Origin of the sequence: Streptomyces sp. NPDC097619 (genome assembly GCF_040302735.1) — a bacterium.
GTDB lineage: Bacteria > Actinomycetota > Actinomycetes > Streptomycetales > Streptomycetaceae > Streptomyces.
The window spans coordinates 1-25,369 of sequence record NZ_JBEOSD010000045.1 but is presented as its reverse complement, the minus strand read 5'-3'; the positions used below and the strand labels follow the sequence as shown (position 1 = coordinate 25,369).

18 protein-coding genes are annotated in these 25,369 nt (G+C 74.6%); 11 read left to right on the top strand and 7 right to left on the bottom strand.

All coding sequences use genetic code 11. The features are described 5' to 3' along the window. Nucleotides 1–6 precede the first annotated feature (6 nt). Nucleotides 7–1,914: a serine hydrolase domain-containing protein gene (locus ABTZ17_RS15230; protein ID WP_352196065.1), complete on the bottom strand. Its 1,908-nt coding sequence runs from the start codon at nucleotides 1,912–1,914 to the stop codon at nucleotides 7–9. A 183-nt stretch (nucleotides 1,915–2,097) separates the two neighbouring features. Here ABTZ17_RS15230 and ABTZ17_RS15225 point away from each other — a divergent pair, with 183 nt between their 5' ends. From ABTZ17_RS15225 to ABTZ17_RS15215, 3 genes are all read left to right on the top strand, one after another. Beyond that, nucleotides 2,098–3,201: an NAD(P)H-dependent flavin oxidoreductase gene (locus ABTZ17_RS15225; RefSeq protein ID WP_352196064.1), complete on the top strand. Its 1,104-nt coding sequence runs from the start codon at nucleotides 2,098–2,100 to the stop codon at nucleotides 3,199–3,201. 46 nt (nucleotides 3,202–3,247) lie between these two features. Then, nucleotides 3,248–4,831: an acyl-CoA synthetase gene (locus ABTZ17_RS15220; RefSeq protein WP_352196063.1), complete on the top strand. Its 1,584-nt coding sequence runs from the start codon at nucleotides 3,248–3,250 to the stop codon at nucleotides 4,829–4,831. 190 nt (nucleotides 4,832–5,021) lie between these two features. Continuing rightward, complete coding sequence (locus tag ABTZ17_RS15215) at nucleotides 5,022–6,128, top strand: calcium:cation antiporter (protein ID WP_352196062.1); 1,107 nt, start codon at nucleotides 5,022–5,024, stop codon at nucleotides 6,126–6,128. Nucleotides 6,129–6,245: 117 nt separating this feature from the next. On the opposite strand, the gene ABTZ17_RS15210 is transcribed toward ABTZ17_RS15215, so the two are convergent. The 3 genes from ABTZ17_RS15210 to paaK all read right to left on the bottom strand — a co-directional run bounded on the left by ABTZ17_RS15210 (nucleotide 6,246) and on the right by paaK (nucleotide 11,293). Beyond that, a complete protein-coding gene (locus ABTZ17_RS15210) occupies nucleotides 6,246–8,693 on the bottom strand; it encodes a penicillin acylase family protein (RefSeq protein ID WP_352196061.1) in 2,448 nt (815 codons plus the stop codon). A gap of 143 nt (nucleotides 8,694–8,836) precedes the next feature. Beyond that, on the bottom strand, nucleotides 8,837–9,577 hold the full coding sequence (locus ABTZ17_RS15205) for a YhjD/YihY/BrkB family envelope integrity protein (protein WP_352196086.1): 741 nt from the start codon (nucleotides 9,575–9,577) through the stop codon (nucleotides 8,837–8,839). A gap of 300 nt (nucleotides 9,578–9,877) precedes the next feature. Continuing rightward, the gene (gene paaK, locus ABTZ17_RS15200; RefSeq protein ID WP_352196060.1) at nucleotides 9,878–11,293 is read right to left on the bottom strand and encodes a phenylacetate--CoA ligase PaaK; all 1,416 of its coding nucleotides are present in this window, start codon (nucleotides 11,291–11,293) and stop codon (nucleotides 9,878–9,880) included. Between the two features lie 203 nt (nucleotides 11,294–11,496). Between paaK and ABTZ17_RS15195 the strand changes: the two genes are divergently transcribed. Then, nucleotides 11,497–12,351 (top strand): alpha/beta fold hydrolase, encoded by an 855-nt coding sequence (locus ABTZ17_RS15195; protein ID WP_352196059.1) that lies wholly within the window; start codon nucleotides 11,497–11,499, stop codon nucleotides 12,349–12,351. A 136-nt stretch (nucleotides 12,352–12,487) separates the two neighbouring features. After that, a complete protein-coding gene (locus tag ABTZ17_RS15190) occupies nucleotides 12,488–13,213 on the top strand; it encodes a sporulation protein (RefSeq protein WP_352196058.1) in 726 nt (241 codons plus the stop codon). Between the two features lie 61 nt (nucleotides 13,214–13,274). Here the strand turns inward: ABTZ17_RS15190 and ABTZ17_RS15185 are convergent, their stop codons facing one another. After that, on the bottom strand, nucleotides 13,275–14,966 hold the full coding sequence (locus ABTZ17_RS15185) for an acyl-CoA synthetase (RefSeq protein ID WP_352196057.1): 1,692 nt from the start codon (nucleotides 14,964–14,966) through the stop codon (nucleotides 13,275–13,277). A 160-nt stretch (nucleotides 14,967–15,126) separates the two neighbouring features. On the opposite strand from ABTZ17_RS15185, the gene ABTZ17_RS15180 reads away from it, so the two are divergent. From ABTZ17_RS15180 to ABTZ17_RS15155, 6 genes are all read left to right on the top strand, one after another. Then, a complete protein-coding gene (locus ABTZ17_RS15180) occupies nucleotides 15,127–15,927 on the top strand; it encodes a crotonase/enoyl-CoA hydratase family protein (RefSeq protein WP_352196056.1) in 801 nt (266 codons plus the stop codon). A gap of 133 nt (nucleotides 15,928–16,060) precedes the next feature. Continuing rightward, nucleotides 16,061–17,035, top strand: a complete 975-nt coding sequence (locus tag ABTZ17_RS15175) for a Zn-ribbon domain-containing OB-fold protein (RefSeq protein WP_352196055.1) — start codon at nucleotides 16,061–16,063, stop codon at nucleotides 17,033–17,035. Next, entirely contained in the window at nucleotides 17,032–18,102 is a 1,071-nt protein-coding gene (locus ABTZ17_RS15170; protein ID WP_352196054.1) for a thiolase family protein, read from the top strand. The genes ABTZ17_RS15175 and ABTZ17_RS15170 overlap by 4 nt, the downstream gene beginning before the upstream one ends. After that, nucleotides 18,099–19,265 carry a thiolase family protein gene (locus ABTZ17_RS15165; protein ID WP_352196053.1) on the top strand — a complete coding sequence of 389 codons (1,167 nt, stop codon included), beginning with the start codon at nucleotides 18,099–18,101 and terminating at the stop codon, nucleotides 19,263–19,265. Before ABTZ17_RS15170 ends, ABTZ17_RS15165 begins: the two co-directional genes overlap by 4 nt. A gap of 443 nt (nucleotides 19,266–19,708) precedes the next feature. Next, entirely contained in the window at nucleotides 19,709–22,558 is a 2,850-nt protein-coding gene (locus tag ABTZ17_RS15160) for an ATP-binding protein (protein WP_352196052.1), read from the top strand. Between the two features lie 185 nt (nucleotides 22,559–22,743). Then, the gene (locus ABTZ17_RS15155) at nucleotides 22,744–23,244 is read left to right on the top strand and encodes a hypothetical protein (RefSeq protein WP_352196051.1); all 501 of its coding nucleotides are present in this window, start codon (nucleotides 22,744–22,746) and stop codon (nucleotides 23,242–23,244) included. A gap of 45 nt (nucleotides 23,245–23,289) precedes the next feature. On the opposite strand, the gene kstD is transcribed toward ABTZ17_RS15155, so the two are convergent. Continuing rightward, complete coding sequence (kstD, locus tag ABTZ17_RS15150) at nucleotides 23,290–25,080, bottom strand: 3-oxosteroid 1-dehydrogenase (protein ID WP_352196050.1); 1,791 nt, start codon at nucleotides 25,078–25,080, stop codon at nucleotides 23,290–23,292. 90 nt (nucleotides 25,081–25,170) lie between these two features. After that, nucleotides 25,171–25,369: dihydrofolate reductase family protein (locus ABTZ17_RS15145; RefSeq protein WP_352196049.1), on the bottom strand; the 199-nt coding region annotated here is incomplete at its 5' end.

Sequence of the window (25,369 nt, the reverse complement as noted above, 5' to 3'; positions counted from 1 at the left end):
CGCGGGTCAGTCGGCCGAACGGACCCAGCCCTCGGACTCGATCCGGGAGCCGTCGTCGGGGCTCTCCTCCGAGAACAGCAGACCCTCCGGGCCGGAGATCCGCAGCAGGTCGGCGTAGATCCCGCGGCCCACGTACCGGCCGGCGGCGGTGTGCCGCAGCCGGAGCCGCACCGGCCGCCCGGCCCAGCCGGGCAGCGGGGCCTCCAGCCGGTGCCAGATGCGCCCCGACCAGCCCTCCACCGTGCCCCGGGGCCAGTGCTCGGGGCTGCCGCCCGTGGATCGGACCGTGGTGAAGGGCAGCGGTTCCCAACTCCGTCCGTCGCCCGAGCACTCCAGGTGGAAGGCGCCCTGACCGGGCACGGTGTCCCACCACAGGGCGCAGCGGAACCGGGCCCGGTCGCCGGTCGGGGTGACCGGGGGCAGGGTGAGGGTGCCGGCGGAGCCCGGGACCATCCCCGAGAACCAGGCGTGGCCGCCGTGCCGGGTCCGCACCGGCACCGCGCGGGCGAAGGCGTTGCCGGTGGCGACCCGTGGGGCGCTGCCCGCCCGCCAGGTCCGCACCGGGTGCACGGAGTTGCCGAGCAGGACGAGGTAGGAGTCGGTGGACGGGTCCAACACCAGGGAGGTGCCGGTGAAACCGGTGTGGCCCGCGGAGCGCGGGGTGGCCATGGCGCCCATGTACCAGTGCTGGTAGAGCTCGAAGCCGAGGCCGTGGTCCTCGCCGGGGAAGGCGGTGTTGAAGTCGGTGAAGAGCAGTTCCACGGAGGCCGGGCGCAGGACGCGCTTGCCGGCGTAGGCCCCGCCGTCGAGGAGGGCGCGGGCCAGGACGGCGAGGTCCCAGGCGGTGCCGAAGACCCCGGCGTGCCCGGCGGCGCCACCCAGGGCGTGCGCGTTCTCGTCGTGGACGCGGCCCCAGACCAGCCCGCGGTCCAGGCCGGACCAGGGCGGCCGCTGCACCTCGGTGGCGGCGGTGATCCGCTGCCAGGACAGCGGCGGGTGGAACCGGGTGCGGTGCATGCCGAGGGGGCCGGTGATCTCCTCGCGGAGCAGGGTCTCCAAGGGGCGGCCGGTGACCTTCTCCAGGAGCAGGTGCAGGGCGATCAGGTTGAGGTCCGAGTAGCGGTACACGCTGCCGGGGGCGTCCTGCGGGGTCACCGACCACAGCAGTCGCAGCTGTTCGGCCCGGGTGGGCCGGTGGTAGAACGGCGCCCACGAGCGGAGCCCCGAGGTGTGCGTGAGGAGGTGCCGGACGGTGACGTGCTCCTTGCCGCCGCCCGTGAACAGGGGCAGGTGGCGGCGGACCGGGGCCTCCAGGTCCAGCCGGCCGCGCTCCATCTGCTGCACCGCGAGCACGGAGGTGAACAGCTTGGTGAGGGAGGCGAGGTCGAAGACGGTGTCCTCGGTCATCGGGATCCGCTCCGTGGCGGGGAACTCCACGGCCTCGTCGGTGCGGCCGTCGTAGTCGCGGTAGCGGAGGGCGTACCCGGCCGCGCGGTGCAGCGCCACGGTCCGGCCCCGACCCGCGAGGACCACGCAGCCCGCGTAGTAGGGCCGTTCGGGTGCGGGCTCCAGGTAGCGGGCGGCCTCGGCGGCCACCCGCTCCAGGTGCCGTTCCACCAGTCCGGCCTGCCGGGGCGATCCGTAGCGCAGCCGCAGCCCCTGGAGCACGCGCCGCTCGGCGGGGCCGCCCGCGGCGCCCGCGCCCCCGGGCAGGGCCGCGCACCACAGCACCCCGCCCAGGGCGAGCAGCCGCAGGCCGAGCCGCCTGCGGCCGAGGGGGCGGTGCCCGAGGGTCGGGTGCCCGCCCGTCGCCTCCGCCGCCCCGGCCGTCGGTCCCTCCTCCGGTCCACCGCGGCGGACGGGCCCGCCGTCCGTGCCGCCCGACCCCCGCCACGCCCCCGTGGGCTCCGTCATGGCCGGTCCTCCTGTCCTCTGCCTGCTCCCACCGGTCGCGCCGGGGCCGCCGGTGCTGCCGTTCCCGCCACCGAGTATCTGCCCGCGCGCCCCCCGCTCCCCGACCTGACCGGCCCGCAAAGAATCTGACGAGTCATCAGAAAACTCTTCCCTCGGTCGCCGGGCTGCGGCATCCTGCCGCCCATGGAGACGGAGCTGAGCAGGACCCTGGGAGCCGAGCACGCCATCTTCGGCTTCACGCCCTTCCCCGCGGTCGCCGCGGCCATCAGCCGCGCCGGCGGCTTCGGGGTCCTCGGGGCCGTCCGCTACACCGCCCCCGAGGACCTGGCCCGCGACCTCGACTGGATGCAGGAGCACACCGACGGCCGCCCCTACGGCCTGGACGTGGTGATGCCCGCCAAGAAGGTCGAAGGGGTCACCGAGGCCGAGGTCGAGGCCATGATCCCGGCCGCGCACCGGCAGTTCGTCCGCGACACCTTGGCCGAGCACGGGGTACCGGGCCTCCCCGAGGGCGAGGCGTCCGGCTGGCGCATCACCGGCTGGATGGAACAGGTCGCCCGCAGCCAGCTCGACGTCGCCTTCGACTACCCCATCCGACTCCTCGCCAACGCCCTCGGCTCACCCCCCGCCGACGTGATCGCCCGCGCCCACGACCGGGGCGTCCTCGTCGCCGCCCTCGCCGGGAGCGCCCGCCACGCCCGCCGGCACGCCGAGGCCGGCATCGACGTGGTCGTGGCCCAGGGGTACGAAGCGGGCGGCCACACCGGGGAGATCGCCTCCATGGTCCTCGTCCCCGAGGTCGTCGAGGCCGTGGGCCCGCTGCCCGTCCTGGCCGCGGGCGGCATCGGCAGCGGGGAACAGATCGCCGCCGGGCTCGCCCTCGGCGCCCAGGGCGTCTGGCTCGGCTCCCTCTGGCTCACCGTCACCGAAGCCGACCTGCACTCCCGGGCCCTCACGCGCAAGCTCCTCGCCGCGGGCTCCGGCGACACCGTCCGCTCCCGGGCCCTCACCGGCAAACCGGCCCGCCAACTGCGCACCGCCTGGACCGACGCCTGGGAGGACCCGAACGGCCCCGGCCCGCTCCCCATGCCCCTCCAGGGCCTGCTCGTCGCCGACGCGGTCTCCCGCATCCAGAAGTACGAGGTGGAGCCGCTCCTCGGCACCCCCGTGGGCCAGATCGTCGGCCGCATGAACTCCGAACGCAGCGTCCAGGCCGTCTTCGACGACCTCACCCGGGGCTTCGAACGGGCCGTGGACCGCATCACGCGCATCGCGGGCCGGTCCTGACCCCCACGACGCCCGCACGCCCGTACGCCCCCCGAGGAGGACCCCGATGACCGGTACGCAGCCCACGCGGCCCGCGCAGCCCACGCGGCCACCGAACGGATTCTGGGCCCAGGCCGAGGCCGACCCCGACCGGGTGGTCCTCACCGCCCCCGACGGGGAACAGTGGACCGCGGGCCGCCTGCACGGCCGCGTCAACCGCCTCGTCCACGGCCTCCGCGCCGCCGGACTCGACCGCGGGGACGTCTTCGCCGTGGTCCTGCCCAACGGCGTGGAGTTCCTCACCGCCTACCTGGCGGCCTCCCAGGCCGGCTTCTACCTCGTGCCCGTCAACCACCACCTCGTCGGACCCGAGATCGCCTGGATCGTCGCCGACTCGGGCGCCAAGGTCCTCATCGCCCACGAACGCTTCGCGGACGCCGCCGGCGCCGCCGCCGACGAGGCCGCCCTGCCCGCGGACCGCCGCTACGCCGTCGGCGAGGTACCCGGCTTCCGCCCCTATGAGGAACTCCTCGACGGGCAACCGGAATCCGCCCCCGCCGACCGCACCCTCGGCTGGGTGATGAACTACACCTCCGGCACCACCGGCCGCCCCCGGGGCATCCGCCGCCCCCTCCAGGGCAAGGCCCCCGAGGAGGCCCACCTCGGCGGCTTCCTCGGCATCTTCGGCATCCGCCCCTTCGACGGGAACGTCCACCTGGTCTGCTCCCCGCTCTACCACACGGCCGTCCTCCAGTTCGCGGGCGCGGCCCTGCACATCGGCCACCCCCTCGTCCTGATGGACCGCTGGGCCCCCGAGGACATGCTCCGCCTCATCGACGCCCACCGCTGCACCCACACCCACATGGTCCCCACCCAGTTCCACCGCCTCCTCGCCCTCCCCGAGCAGGTCCGCGCCGGCTACGACGTCTCCTCGATGCGCCACGCCATCCACGGCGCCGCGCCCTGCCCCGACCACGTGAAGCGGGCCATGATCGAATGGTGGGGCTCCTGCGTGGAGGAGTACTACGCGGCCAGCGAGGGCGGCGGCGCCTTCGCCACCGCCGAGGACTGGCTGAAGAAGCCCGGCACCGTCGGCCGCGCCTGGCCCATCAGCGAACTCGCCGTCTTCGACGACGACGGCGAGCGGCTCCCCGCGGGCAGCGTCGGCACCGTCTACATGAAGATGAGCACCGGCGGCTTCAGCTACCACAAGGACGAGGGCAAGACCCGCAAGAACCGCATCGGGGAGTTCTTCACCGTCGGCGACCTCGGCTACCTCGACGAGGACGGCTACCTCTTCCTCCGCGACCGCAAGATCGACATGATCATCTCGGGCGGGGTGAACATCTACCCCGCCGAGATCGAGTCGGCCCTCCTCACCCACCCGGCCGTGGCCGACGCCGCCGCCTTCGGGATCCCGCACGCCGACCGGGGCGAGGAGGTGAAGGCCGTCATCGAGGCCGCCGAGGGCTTCACCCCCGGCCCGGCCCTCGCCGCCGAGATCCTCACCCACTGCGAACGCCGCCTCGCCGGGTACAAACGGCCCCGCACGGTCGACTTCATCACCACCATGCCCCGGGACCCCAACGGCAAGCTCTACAAGCGGCGGCTCCGCGAGCCCTACTGGGAGGGCCACGACCGCCCCCTCTGACCCGGGACCGGGCGGCATCCCCCCGGGAGCGGAGCCGGGCGGCGCGGTACCCCGCCGCACCGCCCGGCCCCCGCCGGCCGACACCCGACCCCCACCCGGGCCGCGAGCACGGCCCGGGTCTCCGCCGTCCGCCGGGCGCCGCGCGCGTGTTGACCGGGCTCGGCGGGGACCGTCTGGCAGCGTGACCGCCATGAGTACGGCGACCCGCAGAAGCCCGCTGACCGACTGGACCGTGGTGGTCCCCCTCGTGGCGCTCGTCGCCCTCGCCCTGAGCTGGGGCCGGGACCTGCCGGGCCCGGCCGTCGCCCTGGTGGCCCTGTGCCTGGCCGGGGCCGTCCTCGCCGCCGTGCACCACGCCGAGGTGGTCGCCCACCGGGTCGGGGAGCCCTTCGGCTCCCTGGTCCTCGCGGTGGCCGTGACCGTCATCGAAGTCGCCCTCATCGTCACCCTGATGGCGGACGGCGGCGGGGAGAAGACCTCCTCACTGGCCCGGGACACCGTCTTCGCGGCCGTCATGATCACCTGCAACGGCATCGTCGGCCTGTCCCTGCTCGTCGGCGCGCTCCGCAACCGGGTGGCCGTCTTCAACGCCGAGGGCTCCGGAGCGGCCCTCGCCACCGTCGCCACCCTGGCCACCCTCAGCCTGGTCCTCCCCACCTTCACCACCAGCAAGCCCGGCCCCGAGTTCTCCGCCGCCCAACTCGGCTTCGCCGCCGTCGCCTCGCTGGCCCTGTACGGGCTGTTCGTCGCCGTGCAGACCGTCCGGCACCGCGACTACTTCCTCCCGGTGCCCACCGAGGGCGGCACCTGCGCCCCCGAGGACCACGCCGACCCGCCCACCTCCCGCGCCGCCCTCGTCAGCCTGGCCCTGCTCATGGCCGCCCTGATCGCGGTCGTCGGCGACGCCAAGGCCGTCTCGCCCACCATCGAGTCCGGGGTCGCGGACGCGGGCCTCCCGCACGCCGTGGTCGGCGTGATCATCGCCCTGCTGGTGCTGCTCCCCGAGACGCTGGCCGCGGTGCGCGCCGCCCGCCGGGACCGCGTCCAGACCAGCCTCAACCTGGCCTACGGCTCCGCCATCGCCAGCATCGGCCTGACCATCCCGGCCATCGCCCTGGCCACCATCTGGCTCTCCGGCCCCCTCACCCTCGGCCTCGACGCCACCCACATGGTGCTGCTCGCCCTCACCGTGGTCGTCGGCGCCCTGACCGTGGTACCCGGCCGCGCCACCCTCCTCCAGGGCGGCGTCCACCTGGTCATCCTCGCCGCCTACCTGTTCCTCGCCGTCAGCCCCTGAGGGCCCCGGCCGCACCGGCCCCGACCCCCGACCCCCCCACGGGCCCGCGGCCCCGGCACCGGACATCCGGTGCCGGGGCCGCACCCGTACCGGCCGCCCCCCACCGCTCCGTGCCGCTCAGCGCCGCTCGCGCACCCACACCACCCGCAGCGCCGGCGAGGACAGCACGTCCCGCTCGCAGAACCGCGACCGCACCCACGTGCCCGCCGAGTACAGCCGGGTCTGGTCCGCGGAGTGCGGCGAACCCGGGTCCGAGGACTGCCCGTACGTCAGCAGCGTCCGCGCCACCGGGCAGCCGCTGCCGTCCCAGCCGACGGCCTGCACGTGGCTGGAGCCGTGCACCACCTCGGTGTAGCCCCCGCCCGCCGGGTTCCACACCGCCTCCGTCTTGTTCCACACGCCCAGCGACTCGGTCCCGCCGCTCACCGGGATCCGCTGCCCGCCGCGCACCACGAACTGGTGCGCCCCCAGCGCGGCGTCCGGGGCCGCCCCCGCGGCCCGCAGCTCCGTCACCGCGTCCGCCAGGGCCCGCCCCAGGTGCGGGGTCGCCGCGTCGAACCCGCGCGGGGTCCGCACCGGGTCCGCCGCCGAGAACGGCACCTTCCACAGCTGCTGCGCCGGGGTCAGCGCCGTCAGCCGCCGCCAGAACCGGTCGAAGAGCAGGGCGCCCCGGCTGTCGGTGCCCGTGGTCCGGTCCCAACGCTCCAGCACCCCGCACGCCGCGGACACGTCCACCACCGCGCCGTCACTGCCGGTGGCCCGACCGCCCGGCAGCACCGCACAGGCCGCCGCGGCCTCCCGCGCCGCCAGCTCCCCGGCGGGCGCCCCGTTCGCGAACTGCAGCCGCTCCAGGTCCGACACCTTCAGCCCGCCCCGCGCCGCCAACGCCGACACGTCCGCCACCGCACCGCGGGTCCGCAGGCTCCGCGGGGTCCCGAAGTCCCCCCACACCCGCTCGTACCCGCTCAGCGGCCGGTCCGCGTTGGCCAGCCAGGCGCTGTCGTTGGAGTTCTCCGCGTACGGGGCGCCCACCAGCACCGGGGTCCGCCCCGGCCCGAACACCCCGGGCTGGACCGCGTCCGGATCCGAACCGGGCGCGCACTCCCCGCGCGACCCGTCCAGCACCGCCAGCCCCGAAGCCGGGTACACCGCCCGCCCCAACGGGGTCGAGCAGCGCGCCGCCAGCTCGTCGGTGATCCGCGGCAGCACCTGCGCCTGCGTGAACAGGGTGCCGCCGGCCGAGTCCGCCGCCACCGTGTTCACCCACGGCAGCCCCTGGGTCCGGGCCAGCGCCCGCCGCACCCCCGCCACCGAGGAGGACCGGCCCAGCGCCAACGCCGTGTCGAAGGCCCGCAGGTTCGCCGCGTTCGGATCGGTCAACGCGAAGGCCGTCGTACCCGTCCACGGCAACGGCAGCGAGGACCCCAGCGAGGTCAGCACCGGCCCGTACCGGGTCCACCACTGCGTCGCCGTCACCGGGGCCCCGCCCCGGACCGGGACCGTCACCTTCCGCTCGACCATCCGCTCCGGCCGCCCGTCCACCAGGTACGCGGTCGGATCCGAGGGGTCCAGCACCAGCTGGCGCAGGGCCGCCGGCACCCCCGTGGCCACGGTGTGGCTCCACGCCACGCGCGCGTTGAACCCGATGGACACCACCGGCGAACCGAGCAGCGAGGCCCCCGACACGTTCAGCTCCCCGGGGATGGTCTGCTGCGACTGCCAGAACCGCCGCCCGCCGTGCCAGGGGTAGTGCGGGTTCCCCAACAGCAGTCCGCGTCCGTTCGCCGTCACCCCGCCCGAGAAGGCCACCGCGTTCGACCCCATGTCGGCCCGCTGCGTCGCGAACAGCTCCCGGGCGGCCGCGGCGGCCGCCGCGCCGTCCGGCAGCGCGCCACCGGTCCGGGCCGCCGGACCCGCCGCCCCCCTCGTGCCCGGCGGCACCGCCGCCGTGATCCCGTCCACGCCGCGGCCCTCGCCGCCCAGCACCGACAGGGCGAAGGCCCGCGCGGCCACGTCCCGCGTGGTCACGGGCGTCACCCAGCCCCCGCCCCGGCAGGCCGGATCGGTGATCCGCTCCCGGTTCCGCTCCAGCCACGTGTTGTACCCGGCCGCCCAACCCCGCATCAGCTCCCGCACCTGCCGGCCGGGGCCCGCCGGGGCCGGGGCCGCCAGCAGCCGCTCCACCGTGCCGGACTCCCGCACCCCGCGGAAGTACAGGTCACCGGAGAGGTTCGTGCGGGCGGAGGACAGCGAACCGTCCGGGACCCCCTCCGCGCCGAACCAGCGGGACCGCTCCCCGCGCACCGTCGCGAACCCGTCCGCGAGCACGCACACCTGGTCGGCGGCCTGCGCGTAGCCCGTCCCGAAGCCCAGGCCGGCGTAGTCGGCGGCGAGGACGTGCGGGATCCCGTACTCGGTGTAGCGGATCACCGCGGACAACCCGCCCCCGGAGAGGCGGGCGGAGTCCGGTGGGGGCGCGGCCCCGGCGGGCGGCACGGCCGCCGTCACGGCGAGGACGGCGACGCCGCACAAGGCGACGCGGCGCAGGCGGATGCGGACGGACAAGGTTCCTCCCGGTGCGGTGGAGAGCGGGACGTACCGGCCCCGACGGGGACGTACCCGAACCCATCAGAGGAACTGAGGAAGTGTCAACAACCTTGAGGATGACCCTGGTTGACCTTGAGGTGGACCTGCGCCGGGCCGCCCGGTCAGGGCAGCCGGCCCGAGCGGACCAGCCTGCGCCGCAGCAGGTGTTCGTGCGCCAGGCGCCCCACCAGCGCCCCGCCGTACACCACGAAGCCCACCCCGACCAGCCAGGACTGGGCCACCAGCAGGGTTCCGAACGGCCCGTACGTGACGGCGTTCGAGGCGATGAGGGGGGAGAACACCAGCTGCGAGAAGATCCGCAGCCCGAGCAGGCCCAGGCTGGTGGCCACCGCTCCCGGCAGCAGCGCGCGCCAGCGGACCCGCCCGCCCAGCAGGAGGCGTTGGGACCCCCAGAAGAACAGGCAGGTGCTGGTCAGGTCGGCGGCGGCGCCCGCCAGGGTGCTCCACACGCCGCTGCCGGAGGCGGAGACCGCGACCAGCACCCCCAGGTAGAAGATCAGCAGGGCCAGCCAGACCACGTGCCGCCACAGGGTGTGCCAACGGGCCGTGGGCAGGTCCCACACCTTCTCGTAGCCGGTCTGCACCACCGATCCGAAGGTCAGCCCGAACACGCACAGCGCGGCCAGGCCGAAGGCGGTGGTCCGCTCCAGGGCCTGCCCCGGCATCCCGAACAGCACCTCCACCTGCCGCCGGGAGGACTCCGAGACCCCGAGGGCCTGCCCCAGCCAGCGGCCGAAGCCCTCTCCGCTGGAGGGCCCCGCCGCGGCCACCACGATGAGCAGCGGCACCAGGGTCAGGAAGCCGAGCGCGGCGAATCCCATGGCCCGGTGCATCAGCTCCATCTGCCGGCCGCGGCTCCAGGCCAGGCCCGCGGCCGAGGCCCGGACGCGGTCGTGGAAGCGGTGGAAGGCGTGCCCGCGCGGGTGCCCGCCCTCCGGCCCGTCCTCGGGTCCGTGGTGCCGGCCGCGGTGCCGGCCGTGTGCGTGCTCGCGATCGTGTGCGTCGTCCTGCCCGTGGTGCTGCCCGTGGTCGTCTCCGTGCCGGTGGTGCTGGTGCGTCACAGGATCCGACTACCCCGTGACGGCCGGGACCCGGCCGATCCGGACTCCGAACGGGTGGTCCGGGCCCGGCCCCGGACCCGTTCAGTCCTTCCGGAGGTCCACGACGCGCTTGATCTTCCCGACCGACCGCTCCAAGGTCTCCGGGGCCACGATCTCCACGGCCGCGGAGAGTCCCAGACCCTCCTTGACGGCGCGTGCCACCGAGGCCGCCGCGGCCTCCCGCGTCCCGGCGTCGGCGCCCGGACGGGCCTCGGCACGCACGGTCAGGGAGTCGAGCCGGCCCTCCCGGGTCAGCCGGAGCTGGAAGTGCGGGGCCACGCCGGGGGTGCGCAGCAGGATCTCCTCGATGGCGGTGGGGTAGAGGTTCACCCCCCGGACGATGATCATGTCGTCGCTGCGGCCCGTCACCTTCTCCATGCGCCGGAAAGCGGACAGGGCCGTGCCGGGCAGCAGCCGGGTCAGGTCGCGGGTGCGGTACCGGACCACGGGCAGGGCCTCCTTGGTGAGCGAGGTGAACACCAGCTCGCCCGGCTCGCCTTCCGGGAGCACCTCCCCGGTGATCGGGTCCACCACCTCGGGGAGGAAGTGGTCCTCCCACACGGTCAGCCCGTCCTTGTGCGTGGCGAACTCCTGCGCCACCCCGGGACCCATCACCTCCGACAGCCCGTAGACGTCCACCGCGTCGATGCCGAGGCGGCCCTCGATCTCGCGGCGCATCTCCTCGGTCCAGGGCTCGGCCCCGAAGACCCCGGTCCGCAACGAGGTGGACCGCGGGTCCACGCCCTGCCGCTCCATCTCGTCGAGCAGGGTCAGCATGTAGGAGGGGGTGACCATGATGACCTCGGGCTCGAAGTCCAGGATCAGCCGGACCTGTCGCTCGGTGGCGCCTCCGGAGGCGGGGACCACCGTGCAGCCGAGCCGTTCGGCGCCGTAGTGGGCGCCCAGGCCGCCGGTGAACAGCCCGTACCCGTAGGCCACGTGCACGGTGTGGCCGGGGCGGACCCCCGCGGCCCGCAGGGAGCGGGCCACGACCTCCGCCCACACGTCCAGGTCGTGGGCGGTGTAGCCGACCACGGTGGGCTGTCCGGTGGTGCCGCTGGAGGCGTGGATCCGGCGCACCTCGGAGCGGGGCACGGCGAACATCCCGAAGGGGTAGGTGTCCCGGAGGTCGGTCTTGGTCGTGAAGGGGAACCGGGCCAGATCGGCCAGGGTCCGGCAGTCCTCGGGGCGCACCCCGGCCCGGTCGAAGGCGGCGCGGTGGAACGGCACCTTCTCGTAGGCGTGCCGCAAGGTGGCCCGCAGCCGCTCCAGCTGGAGGGCTTCGAGCCCGGCGCGGTCGAGGAGCTCCGCCGGGTCCGGGCCGCCCGGCCCGGGTGCGGCGGTGGGGGCCGGCGCGGGGGTGAGGGGGAGCGGGTCGGGTGCGGCCGTCGCGGCCCCCGTGACCTCCGGTGCCCGAGTGTCGTCATCTCGCCCGGCCGTGTCCCGCTGTTCCGCCACGTCTGCCTCCTCGCAGATCCCGGTGTACCGGTGACGTCGCACCGTGACAGTGCGCTGTGATCCTGCACTGTCACATCCGACAGGTCGCACCGCACCGTCACGGGCGCCCGCGACGCCCGACACCCCGCACCGACCGATCGTTCGGTGTGCCCAGGCAATCAAAGGGTCGGCGGGCCGGTCAAGGAGTCTGCTTGGATGGGCCCGTGGCGATCTTCACTTCCTCCTTCACCTCGTACGACGGAACCCGACTGGCCCGGCACGACCGCGGTACGGGAGAGCCCCTGGTGTGCCTCCCCGGCGGCGCCATGCGGGCCTCCGCCTACCTGGACGACCTCGGCGGCCTCGACCGGCACCGCCGCCTCGTCCTCCTCGACCTCCGCGGCACCGGGGGCTCCGAGGTGCCGCTCGACGAGTCCACGTACCGCATGGACCGGCAGGTCGCCGACGTGGAGGCGCTGCGCCTGGACCTCGGCCTCGACCGGATGGACCTGCTGGCCCACTCCGCGGGCGGCAACCTCGCCCTGCTGTACGCCGCCGCCCACCCCGAACGGGTCCGCAGCCTGGTCCTCGTCACCGTGCCGGCCCGGGCCCTGGACCTGCCGGCCACCCTGGAGCACAAGCTCGCCGCGGCCCGACTGCGGTCCGGTGAGCCCTGGTTCGAGGCGGCCTACCCGGTCTTCGCGCAGGTGATGGCGGGGGAGCGGGACGACGACGCCGCCTGGGAGCTGATCCTGCCCTTCTTCTACGGTCGCTGGGACGACCGGGCCGCCGCCCACGCCGCCCTGAGCGAGCACCAGACCAACGAGAAGGCGGCGGCCCGCTGCTTCGAGGAGGGCGTCTTCGACCCGCCGGCCACCCGCGAGGCACTGCGCTCCCTGCGGGCCCGGGTGCTGGTCCTCGCCGGGGGGCTCGACGGCAACCCGACCCCGGAGCGGGCCGCGGAGACGGCCGCCCTGCTCCCGGGGGCCGAGACGGTCGTACAGCCCGGGGCGGGCCACTTCCCCTGGCTGGACGACCCGGAACGGTTCCGCGGGACGGTGCGGGACTTCCTGGACTGACCGGACCACCGGCGCGGCGGTGGTCCGGTGTCCGCCGGCCCGCCGGCCGGAACCCGACGGCGGCCCGCTACCGTGGGCGCCCTCACCGGGCGGGCGCCGAGCCCGTGCCGGAGTCGGTCGAGGGGGGAGAACACACATGGCATTCCGCAAGCTGCTCAGCGCGCTGGGCGTCGGCGCGCCCGAGGTCGAGACGGTCCTGGACTCGGTCGCGGTCCGACCGGGCGGGGAGCTGTCCGGCACCGTGACGGTGCGCGGCGGCACGGTGGACGTGGCCGTGGACCGGCTGGCCGTGGAACTCGTGGTCCGCTTCGAGGGCCACGGGCAGGAGGCCCGCTACCTGCACCGGATGGCCGAGCAGGTGCCGGCCGCCGGGTTCACCCTGGCCGCCGGCGAGGTCCGTACCGAGCGGTTCGCCTTCGTCCTGCCCCTGACGCTGCCGCTCACGCACGCCGAGGGGCGCCCGCTGAAGGGCGCGTACTGCGCCGTCCGCACCGAACTGGCGGTGGACAACGCGGTGGACCGCGGCGACCTGGACGAGGTGCAGGTGCACGCGCTGCCCTCGCAGGAGGCCGTGCTCCGCTCCTTCGCGGCCCTCGGCTTCCGCTACGAGGAGGCCGAGGTGAAGCCGGGGACGGCCCACGGGTCCCGGCAGGACACCCCGTGGTGGCAGGAGATCGAACTGGCCTTCCCGGCCGGGTACCGGCCCGGCACCCTGGAGCTGCTGCTCCAGGTGCTGCCGGAGGAGCTGGACGTGCGGCCGGGCACCAGCGTGCCCGCGCTGACCCTGCGCCACGAGGAGACCGCCGACCAGGCGGCGCTGACCGCCCGCCTCGACGCCCACCTGCGCGCGCACTTCGGCTGACCGGTGGCCTCCGGCCCGCCGGGCCCGGCCCCGAGGGGGTCCGGCCCCGGCGGGCGGCCCGTCAGGCCCTGGTGCCGGTCCCGGTCGCGGCGCCGGGGTCGGTGTCCGAGGGGGAGTCCGGGCCGGTTCCCGCGTCGGCCTCCGCGGCCACGGACCGGGCCCACCGGTAGTCCGCCTTGCCGCTGGGGGAACGCTGGATCTCGGGGGTCAGGACCAACTGGCGGGGGATCTTGTACCCGGCGAGCAGGGTCCGGCAGTGGCCCTGGACCTCGGCGAGGGTGAGCGGTCCGGCTCCCGCGCGGACCTGCACCACCGCGGCCACGTGGCTGCCCCACACGGCGTCCGGGACCCCGGCCACCAGGGCGTCGTACACGTCCGGATGGGCCTTGAGGGCCTGCTCGACCTCCTCCGGGTACACCTTCTCGCCGCCGGTGTTGATGCACTGGGAGCCGCGTCCGAGCACCGTGACGATGCCCTGCTCGTCCACCGTGGCCATGTCCCCGAGCAGCACCCAGCGCCTGCCGTCGCGCTCGAAGAAGGTCTCGGCGGTCTTGGCGGGGTCGTTGTAGTAGCCGAGGGGCACGTGGCCGCGCTGGGCCAGTCGGCCGGGCACGCCCACCGGGACGGGCTCGTGGGTCGCCGGGTCCACCACCAGGGTGGCCTCGTTGACCTCCAGTCGGAAGCCCTTCTCGCGGCCGGAGTCGGCGGTGGCCCGACCGTTCGAACCGGACTCGCTGGAGCCGAAGTTGTTGAGCAGCAGGACGTTCGGCACCAGCCGCTGGAACTCCTCCCGCACCGAGTCCGACATGATCGCGCCCGAGGAGGAGACGCTGAACAGCGAGGACAGGTCGGTGCCCCGCAGCGGTCCGTTGAGGGCGTCGATCAGTGGGCGCAGCATGGCGTCCCCGACCAGCGAGATGCTGGACACCTTCTCCTTCTCGATGGTGCGCAGCACCTCCTCCGGGACGTACTTGCGGTGGATGACGATCCGCTGGCCGTAGTTGAAGGCCACGAAGGAGGTGAGGGTGGAGGTGCCGTGCATCAGCGGGGGAGCGGGGAAGAAGGTCAGTCCGCCGCCGCGCGCGGCCACCCGCTCGGCCAGTTCCTCGGGTCGCTTCACCGGCTCCCCGGAGGGTTCGCCGCCGAACAACCCCGCGAAGAAGAGGTCCTCCTGGCGCCACATCACCCCCTTCGGCATGCCCGTGGTGCCCCCGGTGTAGATGATGAAGAGGTCGTCGGGGGAGCGGGGCGGGAAGCCCCGGCCGGGATCGCCCGTGGCCTCGGCGTCCGCGAACTCCACCGGCGGCACCGCCGGTTCGGGAGCGCCCTGCGGTGCCGGTCCCACCCGGACCAGGTGGCGGAGCTTCTCGGTGCGGGGGAGGGCGGCCGCCACCCGGGCGGTGAACTCCCCGTCGAAGACCAGCGCGGCGAGGTCGGCGTCCCGGTAGAGGTAGACCAGTTCCTCCTCCACGTAGCGGTAGTTGACGTTCACGGGGACCAGGCGCGCCTTGAGGCAGGCCAGGACGGTCTGGAGGTACTCGGTGCCGTTGTAGAGGTGGAGGCCCAGGTGTTCGCCGGGGCGCAGCCCGCTGTCGATCAGGTGGTGCGCGATCCGGTTGGCGCCCTCGTCCAGCTGTGCGTACGTCAGCCGCCGCTCCGCCCCGGTGCCGGGGTGGTCCACGTAGACCAGTGCCTCGCGGTCCGGGACGACGTCGACGACCGATTCGAACAGGTCGGCAAGGTTGTACTCCACCGTTCCTCCTGACCCCGGGTTCCGATGGCGGTCATTACAGCGCCGGGCGGTGCAGAGGGGAAGGCGCCGGACCACAAAATCTGACTGGGTGTCAGAAAGCTATTGAACTGCACCCGGCACTCCTGCAACCTGTTCTAGGTCTTGAGACGGGAGGACGGCAATGGGTGGGACGGAACACCTCCGCACGACCCGGCACGGCGCCACACTGGTGCTGACCATGGACAGGCCCGAGGCGAAGAACGCGCTCTCGCTGCCCCTGCTCGTGGGCCTGTACGACGGCTGGCTGGAGGCCGACGCCGATGACTCGATCCGCTCCGTGGTGCTCACCGGGGCGGGCGGCGACTTCTGCGCCGGCATGGACCTCAAGGCCCTCGCGGGCCGCGGCATGGCGGGCGACCACTACCGGGACCGCCTCAAGGCCGACCCCGACCTGCACTGGAAGGCGATGCTGCGCCACCACCGGCCGCGCAAACCGGTGATCGCCGCCGTCGAGGGGTACTGCGTCGCCGGCGGTACCGAGATCCTCCAGGGCACCGACATCAGGGTCGCCGCCGAAACCGCAGTCTTCGGCCTGTTCGAAGTCCGGCGCGGCCTCTTCCCCATCGGCGGCTCCACCGTCCGACTGCCCCGCCAGATCCCCCGCACCCACGCCCTGGAGATGCTGCTCACCGGCCGCCCGTACAGCGCCGCCGAGGCCGCCCGGATCGGCCTGGTCGGCCAGGTGGTGCCCGAGGGCGGCGCCCTCGACAAGGCCCTGGAGATCGCCGAGCAGATCAACGCCTGCGGCCCGCTCGCCGTCGAGGCGGTGAAGGCGTCCGTGTACGAGACCGCCGAACTCACCGAGACCGAGGGCCTCGCCGCCGAACTCACCCGGGGATGGCCCGTCTTCGACACCGCCGACGCCAAGGAGGGCGCCCGCGCCTTCGCCGAGAAGCGGCCCCCCGTCTACCGGCGCGCCTGACCCGCCCGACCGCACCGCGCCCGGCCCGCCCGATGCCACCCCGGCCCGCCGTCCCGGCCGCGCACCCCGGCCCCGCCCCGACCGACCGCCCCGCAGCCGCCGCCGTCCGCGCGGAGATTACGGAGAGCAGCCCATGACAGCCGCGCCCGTCCCCGAGGTGCTCCGCGCACCCCTGGTCGTCGAATTCCCCTTCACCCGCTCCCTCGGCCCCGTCCAGAGCGCCTTCCTCACCGGCCTGCGCGAACGGGTGGTCCTCGGCGTCCGCACCGCCGGGGGCACCGTGATGGTCCCGCCCACCGAATACGACCCCGTCACCGCCGAGGAGATCCGCGACCTCGTCGAAGTCGCCCCCACCGGCACCGTCACCACCTTCGCCTGGAACCCCCGCCCCCGCCCCGGCCAACCGCTCACGACCCCCTTCGCCTGGGTCCTCGTCCGCCTCGACGGCGCCGACACCGCCCTCCTCCACGCCCTCGACGCCCCCGGCCCCGACGCCGTCCGCACCGGGGACCGCGTCCGGATCCGCTGGGCCGCCGAACGCACCGGAGCCATCACCGACATCGCCTGCTTCGAGCCCTGCGGGCCCGTCACGGAACCCGGCCCGGACCCCGCCGCCCCCACCGCCCACGACGGCCGCTTCGACGCCCCCGTGACCGGCATCGTCGCCGAGGCCCGCCTCGACTACACCTACGGCCCCGGCCGCGCCCAGACCGCCTACATCAACGCCCTCGCCGAACGGCGCACCGTCGGCGAACGCTGCCCCTCCTGCCACAAGGTGTACGTCCCGCCCCGCGGCGCCTGCCCCACCTGCGGCGTGGCCACCACCGAACGCGTCGAGGTCGGCCCCGCGGGCACCGTCACCACCTTCTGCATCGTCAACATCAAGGCCAAGAACCTCGACATCGAGGTCCCCTACGTCTACGCCCACATCGCGCTCGACGGCGCCGACCTCGCCCTGCACGCCCGGATCGGCGGCATCCCCTACGACCAGGTCCGCATGGGCCTGCGCGTCGAACCCGTCTGGACCGAAGGCGGCCGCCACCCCGACCACTACCGGCCCACCGGCGAACCCGACGCCGACTACGACACGTACAAGGAGCTGCTGTGACGTCACACGGCAATGCGGCACGTGACATCGCGGTGGTCGCGTTCGCCCAGAGCGACCACCGCCGCCGCACCGACGAACTCAGCGAAGTCGAAATGGTCATGCCGGTGCTCCACGAGGTCCTCCGGCAGACCGGCCTCAAGACCGGCGAGATCGGCTTCACCTGCTCCGGCTCCAGCGACTACCTCGCCGGCCGCGCCTTCTCCTTCACCATGACCCTCGACGGGGTCGGCGCCTGGCCCCCCATCTCCGAGTCCCACGTCGAGATGGACGGCGCCTGGGCCCTGTACGAAGCCTGGGTCAAACTCCGCACCGGCGAGGCCGACACCGCCCTCGTCTACTCCTACGGCAAGGCGTCCCCCGGCTCCGTCCGCGACGTCCTCACCCGCCAGCTCGACCCCTACTACCTCGCCCCCCTCTGGCCCGACTCCGTGGCCCTCGCCGCCCTCCAGGCCCAGGCCCTCATCGACGCCGGACACACCGACCCCGAGGCCCTGGCCGCCATCGCCACCCGCAGCCGCACCGACGCCGCCGACAACCCGCACGCCCAGCTCCGCGGCCCCCGCCCGCAGGGCCGCCAGGAGGCCGGCCCGCTGCGCACCGGCGACTGCCCGCCCATCGGCGACGGCGCCGCCGCCGTCATCCTCGCCACCGGCGACACCGCCCGCCGGCTCTGCGCCCGCCCCGCCTGGATCACCGGCATCGACCACCGCATCGAGGCCCACGGCCCCGGCCTGCGCGACCTCACCGACTCCGTCTCCACCCGCACCGCCGCCGACCGGGCCGGAGCCTTCGACCGGCCCCTGGACACCGCCGAACTGCACGCCCCCTTCACCTCCCAGGAGGTCGTCCTCCGCAGGGCCCTGGGCCTGGACGACACCGTCCGCGTCAACCCCTCCGGCGGCCCCCTCGCCGCCAACCCCATGATGGCCGCCGGCCTCATCCGCATCGGCGAGGCCGCCGCCCGCATCCACCGCGGCGCATCCGACCGCGCCCTCGCCCACGCCACGTCCGGACCCTGCCTCCAGCAGAACCTGGTCGCCGTCCTGGAAGGGGACACCCCCGCATGACCAAGGAGCCCGTGGCCGTCACCGGGATCGGCCAGACCAAACACGTGGCCGCCCGTCACGACGTGTCCATCGCCGGACTCGTCCGCGAGGCCGCCCGCCGCGCCCTCGACGACGCCGGCCTCGACTGGCCCGACGTCGACGCCGTCGTCATCGGCAAGGCCCCCGACTTCTTCGAGGGCGTCATGATGCCGGAGCTCTACCTCGCCGACGCCCTCGGCGCCGTCGGCAAACCCATGCTCCGCGTCCACACCGCCGGATCCGTCGGCGGCTCCACCGCCCTCGTCGCCGCCAACCTGGTGGCCGCCCGCGTCCACCGCACCGTCCTCACCCTGGCCTTCGAGAAGCAGTCCGAGTCCAACGCCATGTGGGGGCTGTCCCTGCCCGTCCCCTTCCAGCAGCCCCTGCTCGCCGGCGCGGGCGGCTTCTTCGCCCCCCACGTCCGCGCCTACATGCGCCGCACCGGAGCCCCCGACTCCGTGGGCTCCCTCGTCGCCTACAAGGACCGTCGCAACGCCCTCAAGAACCCCTACGCCCACCTCCACGAGCACGACATCACCCTGGAGAAGGTGCAGTCCTCCCCGATGCTGTGGGACCCCATCCGCTACTCGGAGACCTGCCCCTCCTCCGACGGCGCCTGCGCGATGGTCCTCACCGACCGCGCCGGGGCCGCCCGCGCCCCGCACCCGCCCGCCTGGCTGCACGGCGGCGCCATGCGCAGCGAGCCCACCCTCTTCGCGGGCAAGGACTTCGTCTCCCCCCAGGCCGGCAAGGACTGCGCGGCGGACGTGTACCGGCAGGCCGGGATCACCGACCCGCGGCGCGAGATCGACGCGGTGGAGATGTACGTGCCCTTCTCCTGGTACGAGCCCATGTGGCTGGAGAACCTCGGCTTCGCCGAGGAGGGCGAGGGCTGGAAGCTCACCGAGGCGGGCGTCACCGAACTCGACGGCGACCTCCCCGTGAACCCCTCCGGCGGGGTGCTCTCCACCAACCCCATCGGCGCCTCCGGCATGATCCGGTTCGCCGAGGCCGCCCTCCAGGTCAGCGGCCGGGCCGGGGAACACCAGGTGCCCGGGGCCCGCCGCGCCCTCGGGCACGCCTACGGGGGCGGCGCCCAGTTCTTCGCGATGTGGTTGGTCGGCAGCGAACCCCCCACCGGCTGACCCCCCCACCGGCTGTCCCCCACCGGCTGCCCCCGCCCGGCCGACCCCCACCGGCCGAGCCCGGCGCCGCGGGTCCGCCACGGCACCGCCCCGGCCCGCCGGGGCGGGCCGGGCACCCGCCACAGTCGCGCGTTCCGCTCCGGCGCGGATCCGGATGCACCCTTTCCCGTCGAGTTCCGGCCGCGCGGAACAGGCCGTATCACCTCGTACTCCCCGGCCACCGCCGCCCCGGTCCGAACGGGTGAGCGGCGGAGCCGCCCCGGACCCCTCCGGACGGCGCCCGCCGCCCGCCCGCGGAAGCGCCCGGAGCACGCCCCCGGACGCCCGGAGCCACCCCCTGGGCGACCACCCGAAAAGATCCGATCAGAGCCGGACACCGGGCCACACCCGCGTACGCGCGGGCGTACGCTGAACCCTCTGAACCGCCCTTGGGGGTACCAGCGATGACGGAACGCCAGCTCAGGAAGCGGCGCAACCTGCTCGAACGCGAAGCCGAACTGGCCGCGGTGGACGAGGCCCTGGCCGAACTGACCGAAACCGGTCCAGGAGCCGGTCCCGGCGGAGGAGTCCTCGCCTTCGCGGGCAGCGCCGGTCTCGGCAAGACCACCCTCCTCGCCGAGATCCGCAGACGGGCCCGCGAACGGAACTGCACCGTCCTGTCCGCCCGCGGCGGCGAACAGGAACGCGGACTCGCCTTCCGCGTCGCCCGCCAGCTGATGTACCCGCTGCTGTCCCCGCACTCCGCCGACGAACTCACCCGCAGCCTCGGCAGCTGGTTCGACATCGTCGGCCCCGCCCTCGGCCTGTGCCCGCCCGTCGGCGTCTCGCCCGACCCCCAGGGTCTGCGCGACGGCCTCGACTGGGTCCTGTCCCACCTCGTCATGACCCAGGCCCCGGTGGTCCTCGTCCTCGACGACGCCCACTGGGCCGACAACGAGTCCCTGAGCTGGCTGGCCTCCTTCGTCCACCGCGCCGAACAGCTGCCCCTGCTCGTCGTGGTCGCCTACCGACCCGACGAACTCCCCGAACACGCCCGCGCCTTCCGCGAACCGGGCGGTCCCGGCCAGCGCCCGCGCGACCTCGGCCCGCTCACGCCCAAGGCCGTCCGCCAGTTCCTCCGCGAGGCCGTCGGGGACGAGGCCGACGAGGTCTTCTGCCAAGAGCTGTGGACCCTCACCGAAGGCAACCCCTTCCACACCGTGGAACTCGTCGCCAAGGTCGCCGACCGCAAGCTCGCCCTCGACGAGAGCGGCACCTCCCAGCTCCGCGACATGGCCGCCGCCAACCAGGGCGGCCACTACCTCGGCCGGCTCAAGAGCCTCGGCGCCTCCTCCCGCCGCCTGGCGGAAGCATGCGCCGTCCTCGGCACCGACGTGCCCCGCAGCCTCGCCGCCCGGCTGGCACCCCTGGGCGCCGAAGAGGCCGTCGACGCCACCGAACGCCTCGTCGAGGCCAACATCCTCACCACCGCCTCCGACCGCGGCGAGGTCCGCCTCGACTTCGTCCACCCGCTGATCGCCACCGCCGTGTACCGCAGCATCGGCGACAGCATGCGCGTGGCCATGCACGGCCTCGCCGCCCGCGCCGTCATCGACGCCGGACACGGCGCCACCGCCGCGGCCCGCCACCTGCTGGAGGTCGGCTGCGAGGACGACCCCTGGGTCGTCGAAACCCTCCGCGAATCCGCCGCCGAGAACATCCGCCTCGGCGCACCCGAGGCCGCCCGGAAACAGCTCTACCGCGCCCTCCTCGAACCGCCCGCCGACGAGGACCGCGCCGAGGTCCTCTTCGAACTCGGCTGCGCCTCCCTGCTCACCGAACCCCACAACACCGTCAACCACTTCAAGTCCGCCCTCGCCGACCCCCACCTCGACCGCGACCCGGACCTCCGCCAGAAGATCATCACCCGACTCGCCCAGGTACTCGCCCACAGCAGCCGCCACGACGACGCCTCCGCCGTCCTCGGCCAGGAGATCCTGCGCACCAAGGACGCCCGCGCGAAGCTGCGCCTCCAGGCCGACCAGTTCATGTGGGACGCCTTCCGCACCGACGAACCGGAAGCCCCGGCCCGGTCCCGACGGCTCCGCAAGCTCGCGGGCGCCCTCCCCGGCAACGGCCTCACCGAACGCTGGATCATCGGCATGCGCGCCTGGGACGCCACCCTGCGCGGCGAACCCGTCGAGACCGTCCTCGGCTACGCCCGTCGCGCCCTCGGCGACGACCTCAGCTGGGCCCAGGAGGAGCGCGGCTTCGAACTGCCCGTGATCGTCGCCCTCACCTTCATGTACGCCGACCGCCCCGGCGAGGCCGAGGCCCTTTTCGCCTCCGGGATCACCGAGTTCGAGAAGCGCGGCTGGCGCGGCGCCCACCTGGCCTTCGCCTACAGCCTCCTCGGCTACATCCGCTACCGCCGCGGCGACCTCATCAAGGCCGAGGGCTACGCCCGCGACGGACTCCGCCTCGCGGGCCGCGTGGGACCCCGCACCCCCGTGCACTGGTACGCCGTCAGCATCCTCATCGAAGTGCTGCTCGCCCGCGGCCGCGTCGAGGAGGCGTGGGCCCTCGCCGCGGAGCACCAGTTCGGCGAGGCGTACCCGGCCGCCGTGGTCTTCCCCGACTCGCAGACCGTGTACGCCGAACTGCTCCTGGCCCGCGGCAACACCAAGGCCGCCATCCTGGAACTCGAAGCCGTCGGCAAACGGCTCGGCGCCCGCGGCGTGCGGAACCCGTCCTGGTGCCCCTGGCAGCTCCACCTCGCCCGCGCCGAGGCCGGCCGCAACCCCGAGCGCGCCCGGTTCCTCGCCGAGGACGCCGTCCGGCGGGCCCGCGAGTTCGGCACCTCCTCCGCCATCGGACAGGCCCTCCGCCTCGCCCACGAGGTCACCGGCGAGGGCCTGGCCGAGGCCATGGAACACCTCGCCGCCTCACCCGCCGCGTACGAGCTCGCCTGCGCCCAGGTCACCCTCGGCGCCGAACAGCACGTACCGGAACTCCTGCACGAGGGCCTCGAAGGAGCCCTGGACTGCGGCGCCGACGGGCTCGCCGCCACCGCCCGGGCCGCACTCGCCGCGGTCGGGGCACGACCCAGGACCCCGCTCAACGGCGGGGTCGAGCTCACCTCCCGGGAGGAACGGGCCGCCCGACTGATCGCGGGCGGCGAACCGCGGGCCAAGGTCGCCGCGGACCTCTCCACCGACGAGACCGAGGTGTCCCGGCTCCTGTCCTCCGTGTACCGCAAGCTCGGCACCAGCCGGGCCGGGCTCCACGAGGCCCTCCCGCCCGCCCGGGGCTGACCCGGCCGGGCCCTCGGGGGCGCCCAGCACGCGAGGGGGGCGGGGCCGGGGGCGGGGGAGCGGGCCCCGTGCGGCGCGCGCCGCATTGTGCACCCGCCCCCGCCCCTCCGCCACCCGGCCCGCCCACCCGGCGGGCGCCCCGCCCCGAGGGCCGGGAACCGGGCCGGGGGACGTACCATGGCGGCATGTCCTTCCTCCGCCGCCGCAGCGCCGCCACCCCCGCCGGGCCGGACTTCGACGTCCTCGCCATGGACCCGGGTGACTGGCCGGGCAACCTCGGAGCGGGTCTGCTCCCCGCCCCCGACGGCAGCTGCCAGGGCGTGTTCCTCCGCTACGACCTCTTCGGTGGTCGCGGCCCCGCGATGATCATCGGCAACCTCCCCGAGGGCTCCCCGGCCCGCGAGCTCGACGACAAGCAGGTCCCCTTCGAGGTGGCCCAGCTCCTCGACGCCCTCGAGAACGACGAGGAGATCGAGGTCACCGGCATCGAGGACTGCCCCGTCATGCAGGGCGACAACCTCCTCATCGTCCGCAAGATCAAGCTGTCGGAGACCCGGATCTCCTGCGTGCAGTTCGACCGCAGCGACAACGTCCTCGTCACCATCGCCAGCTGGGACCGCCCCATCAGCGACGACCTGTACGCCCTCCTGAAGCCGCTCCCCGCCGAGCTCTTCCAGCAGGGCTGAACCCGGGCCCCGGGGGGCGCCCCCCTGGCCCCTTCGGGCCCCCGCTCAGGCCGCGGCCAGATCGTTCGCCGCGATGTACCCGAAGGTCATCGCGGGCCCGATCGTGGAACCCGCCCCCGCGTAGCTGTGCCCCATCACCGCCGCACTGGCGTTCCCCGCCGCGTACAGCCCCGGGATCACCGTGCCGTCGGGCCGCAGGGCCCGGGCCCGCTCGTCCGTCACGATCCCGCCCTTGGTCCCCAGGTCACCGGGGACGATCCGGAAGGCGTAGAACGGCGGCACCCACACCGGGGCCAGGCAGGAGTTCGGCTCCACCGCCGGGTCCGTGTAGTAGTGGTCGTACGCGGAGGCGCCCCGCCGGAAGTCGGCGTCGGTGCCGTGCCACGCCTGCGCGTTGAAGCGGTTCAGGGTGGCCCGCAGCGCCGCCGCCGGCACCCCGATCTGCCCCGCCAGCCCGTCCCAGCTCCAGGACTTCTTCACCGCCCCCGAGGCGTACCACGCGTCCGGGAACACGAAGGTCGGCAGCACGTCCTTGAACAGGTACCGGTTCCGGTAGTTCTGGTCCACGACCAGCCAGGCGGGAATGTGCGAACCCGGCGCCCCCCGGTCCTTCTCGTACATCACGTGCACCACGTCGCTGTACGGGGCGGCCTCGTTGACGAACCGGGCCCCCGCCCCGTTCACGACCAGCCCGCCCGGCAGGGTCCGCTCCGCCAGGCAGAAGTACGGCTCCCCGGGCAGCGGGATCGTCGGCCCCCACCAGGCGTCCTCCATCAGCGCCAGCGCCGCCCCTGCCCGCCGACCGGCCCGGATGCCGTCACCGGTGTTCTCCTTCGCGCCCACCGACCACTGGGTGCCGATCGGCTGCTGCTGGTACTGGGCCCGCATCTCAGCGCTGTGCTCGAAACCGCCCGAGCCGACGACCACCCCCTTGCGGGCCCGCACCACCCCCCGTGCCCCGCCCCGCTCCACCACCACCCCGGTGACCGCGCCACCCTCCTGAACCAGGTCCACCAACGGTGTCTCCAACCACACCGGGACCCCGGCCCGCTGGAGCCCGGCCCGCAGCCCCGCCGCCAGGGCCTGACCCATCGTGAGCGGCTTCTCCCCGCGCAGGGCCGCCTTGGCGCCGCGCGCCAGGCACTCCGCGGAGACCGCCGCGCCACGGGCGTTGACCGCGGCCAGGGTGAGCCACTTGTAGTCCTGGCTGAACACGACCATCCCCGCCGGGACCGGCATGTACGCCGGGTTCAGCCGGGCCAGTTCGGCGCCGAGGACGTTGCCGTCGAGTTGGTCGGGCTCGATGGACCGGCCGCCCGCCAGCCCGCCCGGCAGATCGGGGTAGTAGTCGCTGTAGCCCGGCATGTGACGGAACCTCAGCGGGCTGTTCGCCATCACGAAGTCCAGCATCCGCGGCCCCTGTGCCAGGAAGGCGCGCTGTCGGGCGGCCGGCACCTCCGCGCCCACCACGGCCGCCAGGTACTGCTCCGCCTTCGCGGGGGTGTCGGGGACCCCCGCGGCCAGGATCACGCTGTTGTTCGGCAGCCAGATGCCGGCGCCCGAACGCGCCGCCGAACCGCCGAAGGTGGGCGCCTTCTCCACCACCAGACAGCTCAACCCCCGCTGGGCGGCGGTCAGGGCGGCCGTCATCCCGGCCGCCCCGGCACCGACCACGACCACGTCGTACTCGCCGAGCGGCGGCCCCTCCGCCGCCCCCGCGGTCGAGGGCAGTCCGGCGGCCAACACCCCCGCCCCGGCGCCGGCGAGCACGGAGCGACGGGAGGGGGCGGCGGGGGAGCGGGACGGGCGGGAGGAGGACGCGGCGCTTGAGGACATGGGCGGGCTCCAGCGGGGCGAGGGGGATCGGCGGCGGGCGCAGCCTGATGCGGAGGCGGAAGTGCGGTGCCGGCCAAGGTGTTCGGGGGATCATGTGAAGTCAAGACACGTGCGCCCGCGCCGCGCCCCGGCGGCCCCTCGCCCCGACCCGCTCCGCCCGCCGACGGTCCGCGCGCACGGCCGCCGGCCCCTCGGCTTCCCGCCCTCCGCCGGGAAGATCGACTTACCGCCGCCGAGCAGCACCGGCATGGTGATCAGGCGCAGTTCGTCCACCAGGCCCTCGGCGATG

Excerpts from the sequence above, each read along its gene's own strand:
- ABTZ17_RS15230 (WP_352196065.1), bottom strand. The coding sequence starts at position 1,914 with ATGACGGAGCCCACGGGGGCGTGGCGGGGGTCGGGCGGCACGGACGGC.
- ABTZ17_RS15225 (WP_352196064.1), top strand. The coding sequence starts at position 2,098 with ATGGAGACGGAGCTGAGCAGGACCCTGGGAGCCGAGCACGCCATCTTC.
- ABTZ17_RS15220 (WP_352196063.1), top strand. The coding sequence starts at position 3,248 with ATGACCGGTACGCAGCCCACGCGGCCCGCGCAGCCCACGCGGCCACCG.
- ABTZ17_RS15215 (WP_352196062.1), top strand. The coding sequence starts at position 5,022 with ATGAGTACGGCGACCCGCAGAAGCCCGCTGACCGACTGGACCGTGGTG.
- ABTZ17_RS15205 (WP_352196086.1), bottom strand. The coding sequence starts at position 9,577 with ATGGAGCTGATGCACCGGGCCATGGGATTCGCCGCGCTCGGCTTCCTG.
- ABTZ17_RS15190 (WP_352196058.1), top strand. The coding sequence starts at position 12,488 with ATGGCATTCCGCAAGCTGCTCAGCGCGCTGGGCGTCGGCGCGCCCGAG.
- ABTZ17_RS15180 (WP_352196056.1), top strand. The coding sequence starts at position 15,127 with ATGGGTGGGACGGAACACCTCCGCACGACCCGGCACGGCGCCACACTG.
- ABTZ17_RS15175 (WP_352196055.1), top strand. The coding sequence starts at position 16,061 with ATGACAGCCGCGCCCGTCCCCGAGGTGCTCCGCGCACCCCTGGTCGTC.
- ABTZ17_RS15165 (WP_352196053.1), top strand. The coding sequence starts at position 18,099 with ATGACCAAGGAGCCCGTGGCCGTCACCGGGATCGGCCAGACCAAACAC.
- ABTZ17_RS15160 (WP_352196052.1), top strand. The coding sequence starts at position 19,709 with ATGACGGAACGCCAGCTCAGGAAGCGGCGCAACCTGCTCGAACGCGAA.
- ABTZ17_RS15155 (WP_352196051.1), top strand. The coding sequence starts at position 22,744 with ATGTCCTTCCTCCGCCGCCGCAGCGCCGCCACCCCCGCCGGGCCGGAC.
- kstD (WP_352196050.1), bottom strand. The coding sequence starts at position 25,080 with ATGTCCTCAAGCGCCGCGTCCTCCTCCCGCCCGTCCCGCTCCCCCGCC.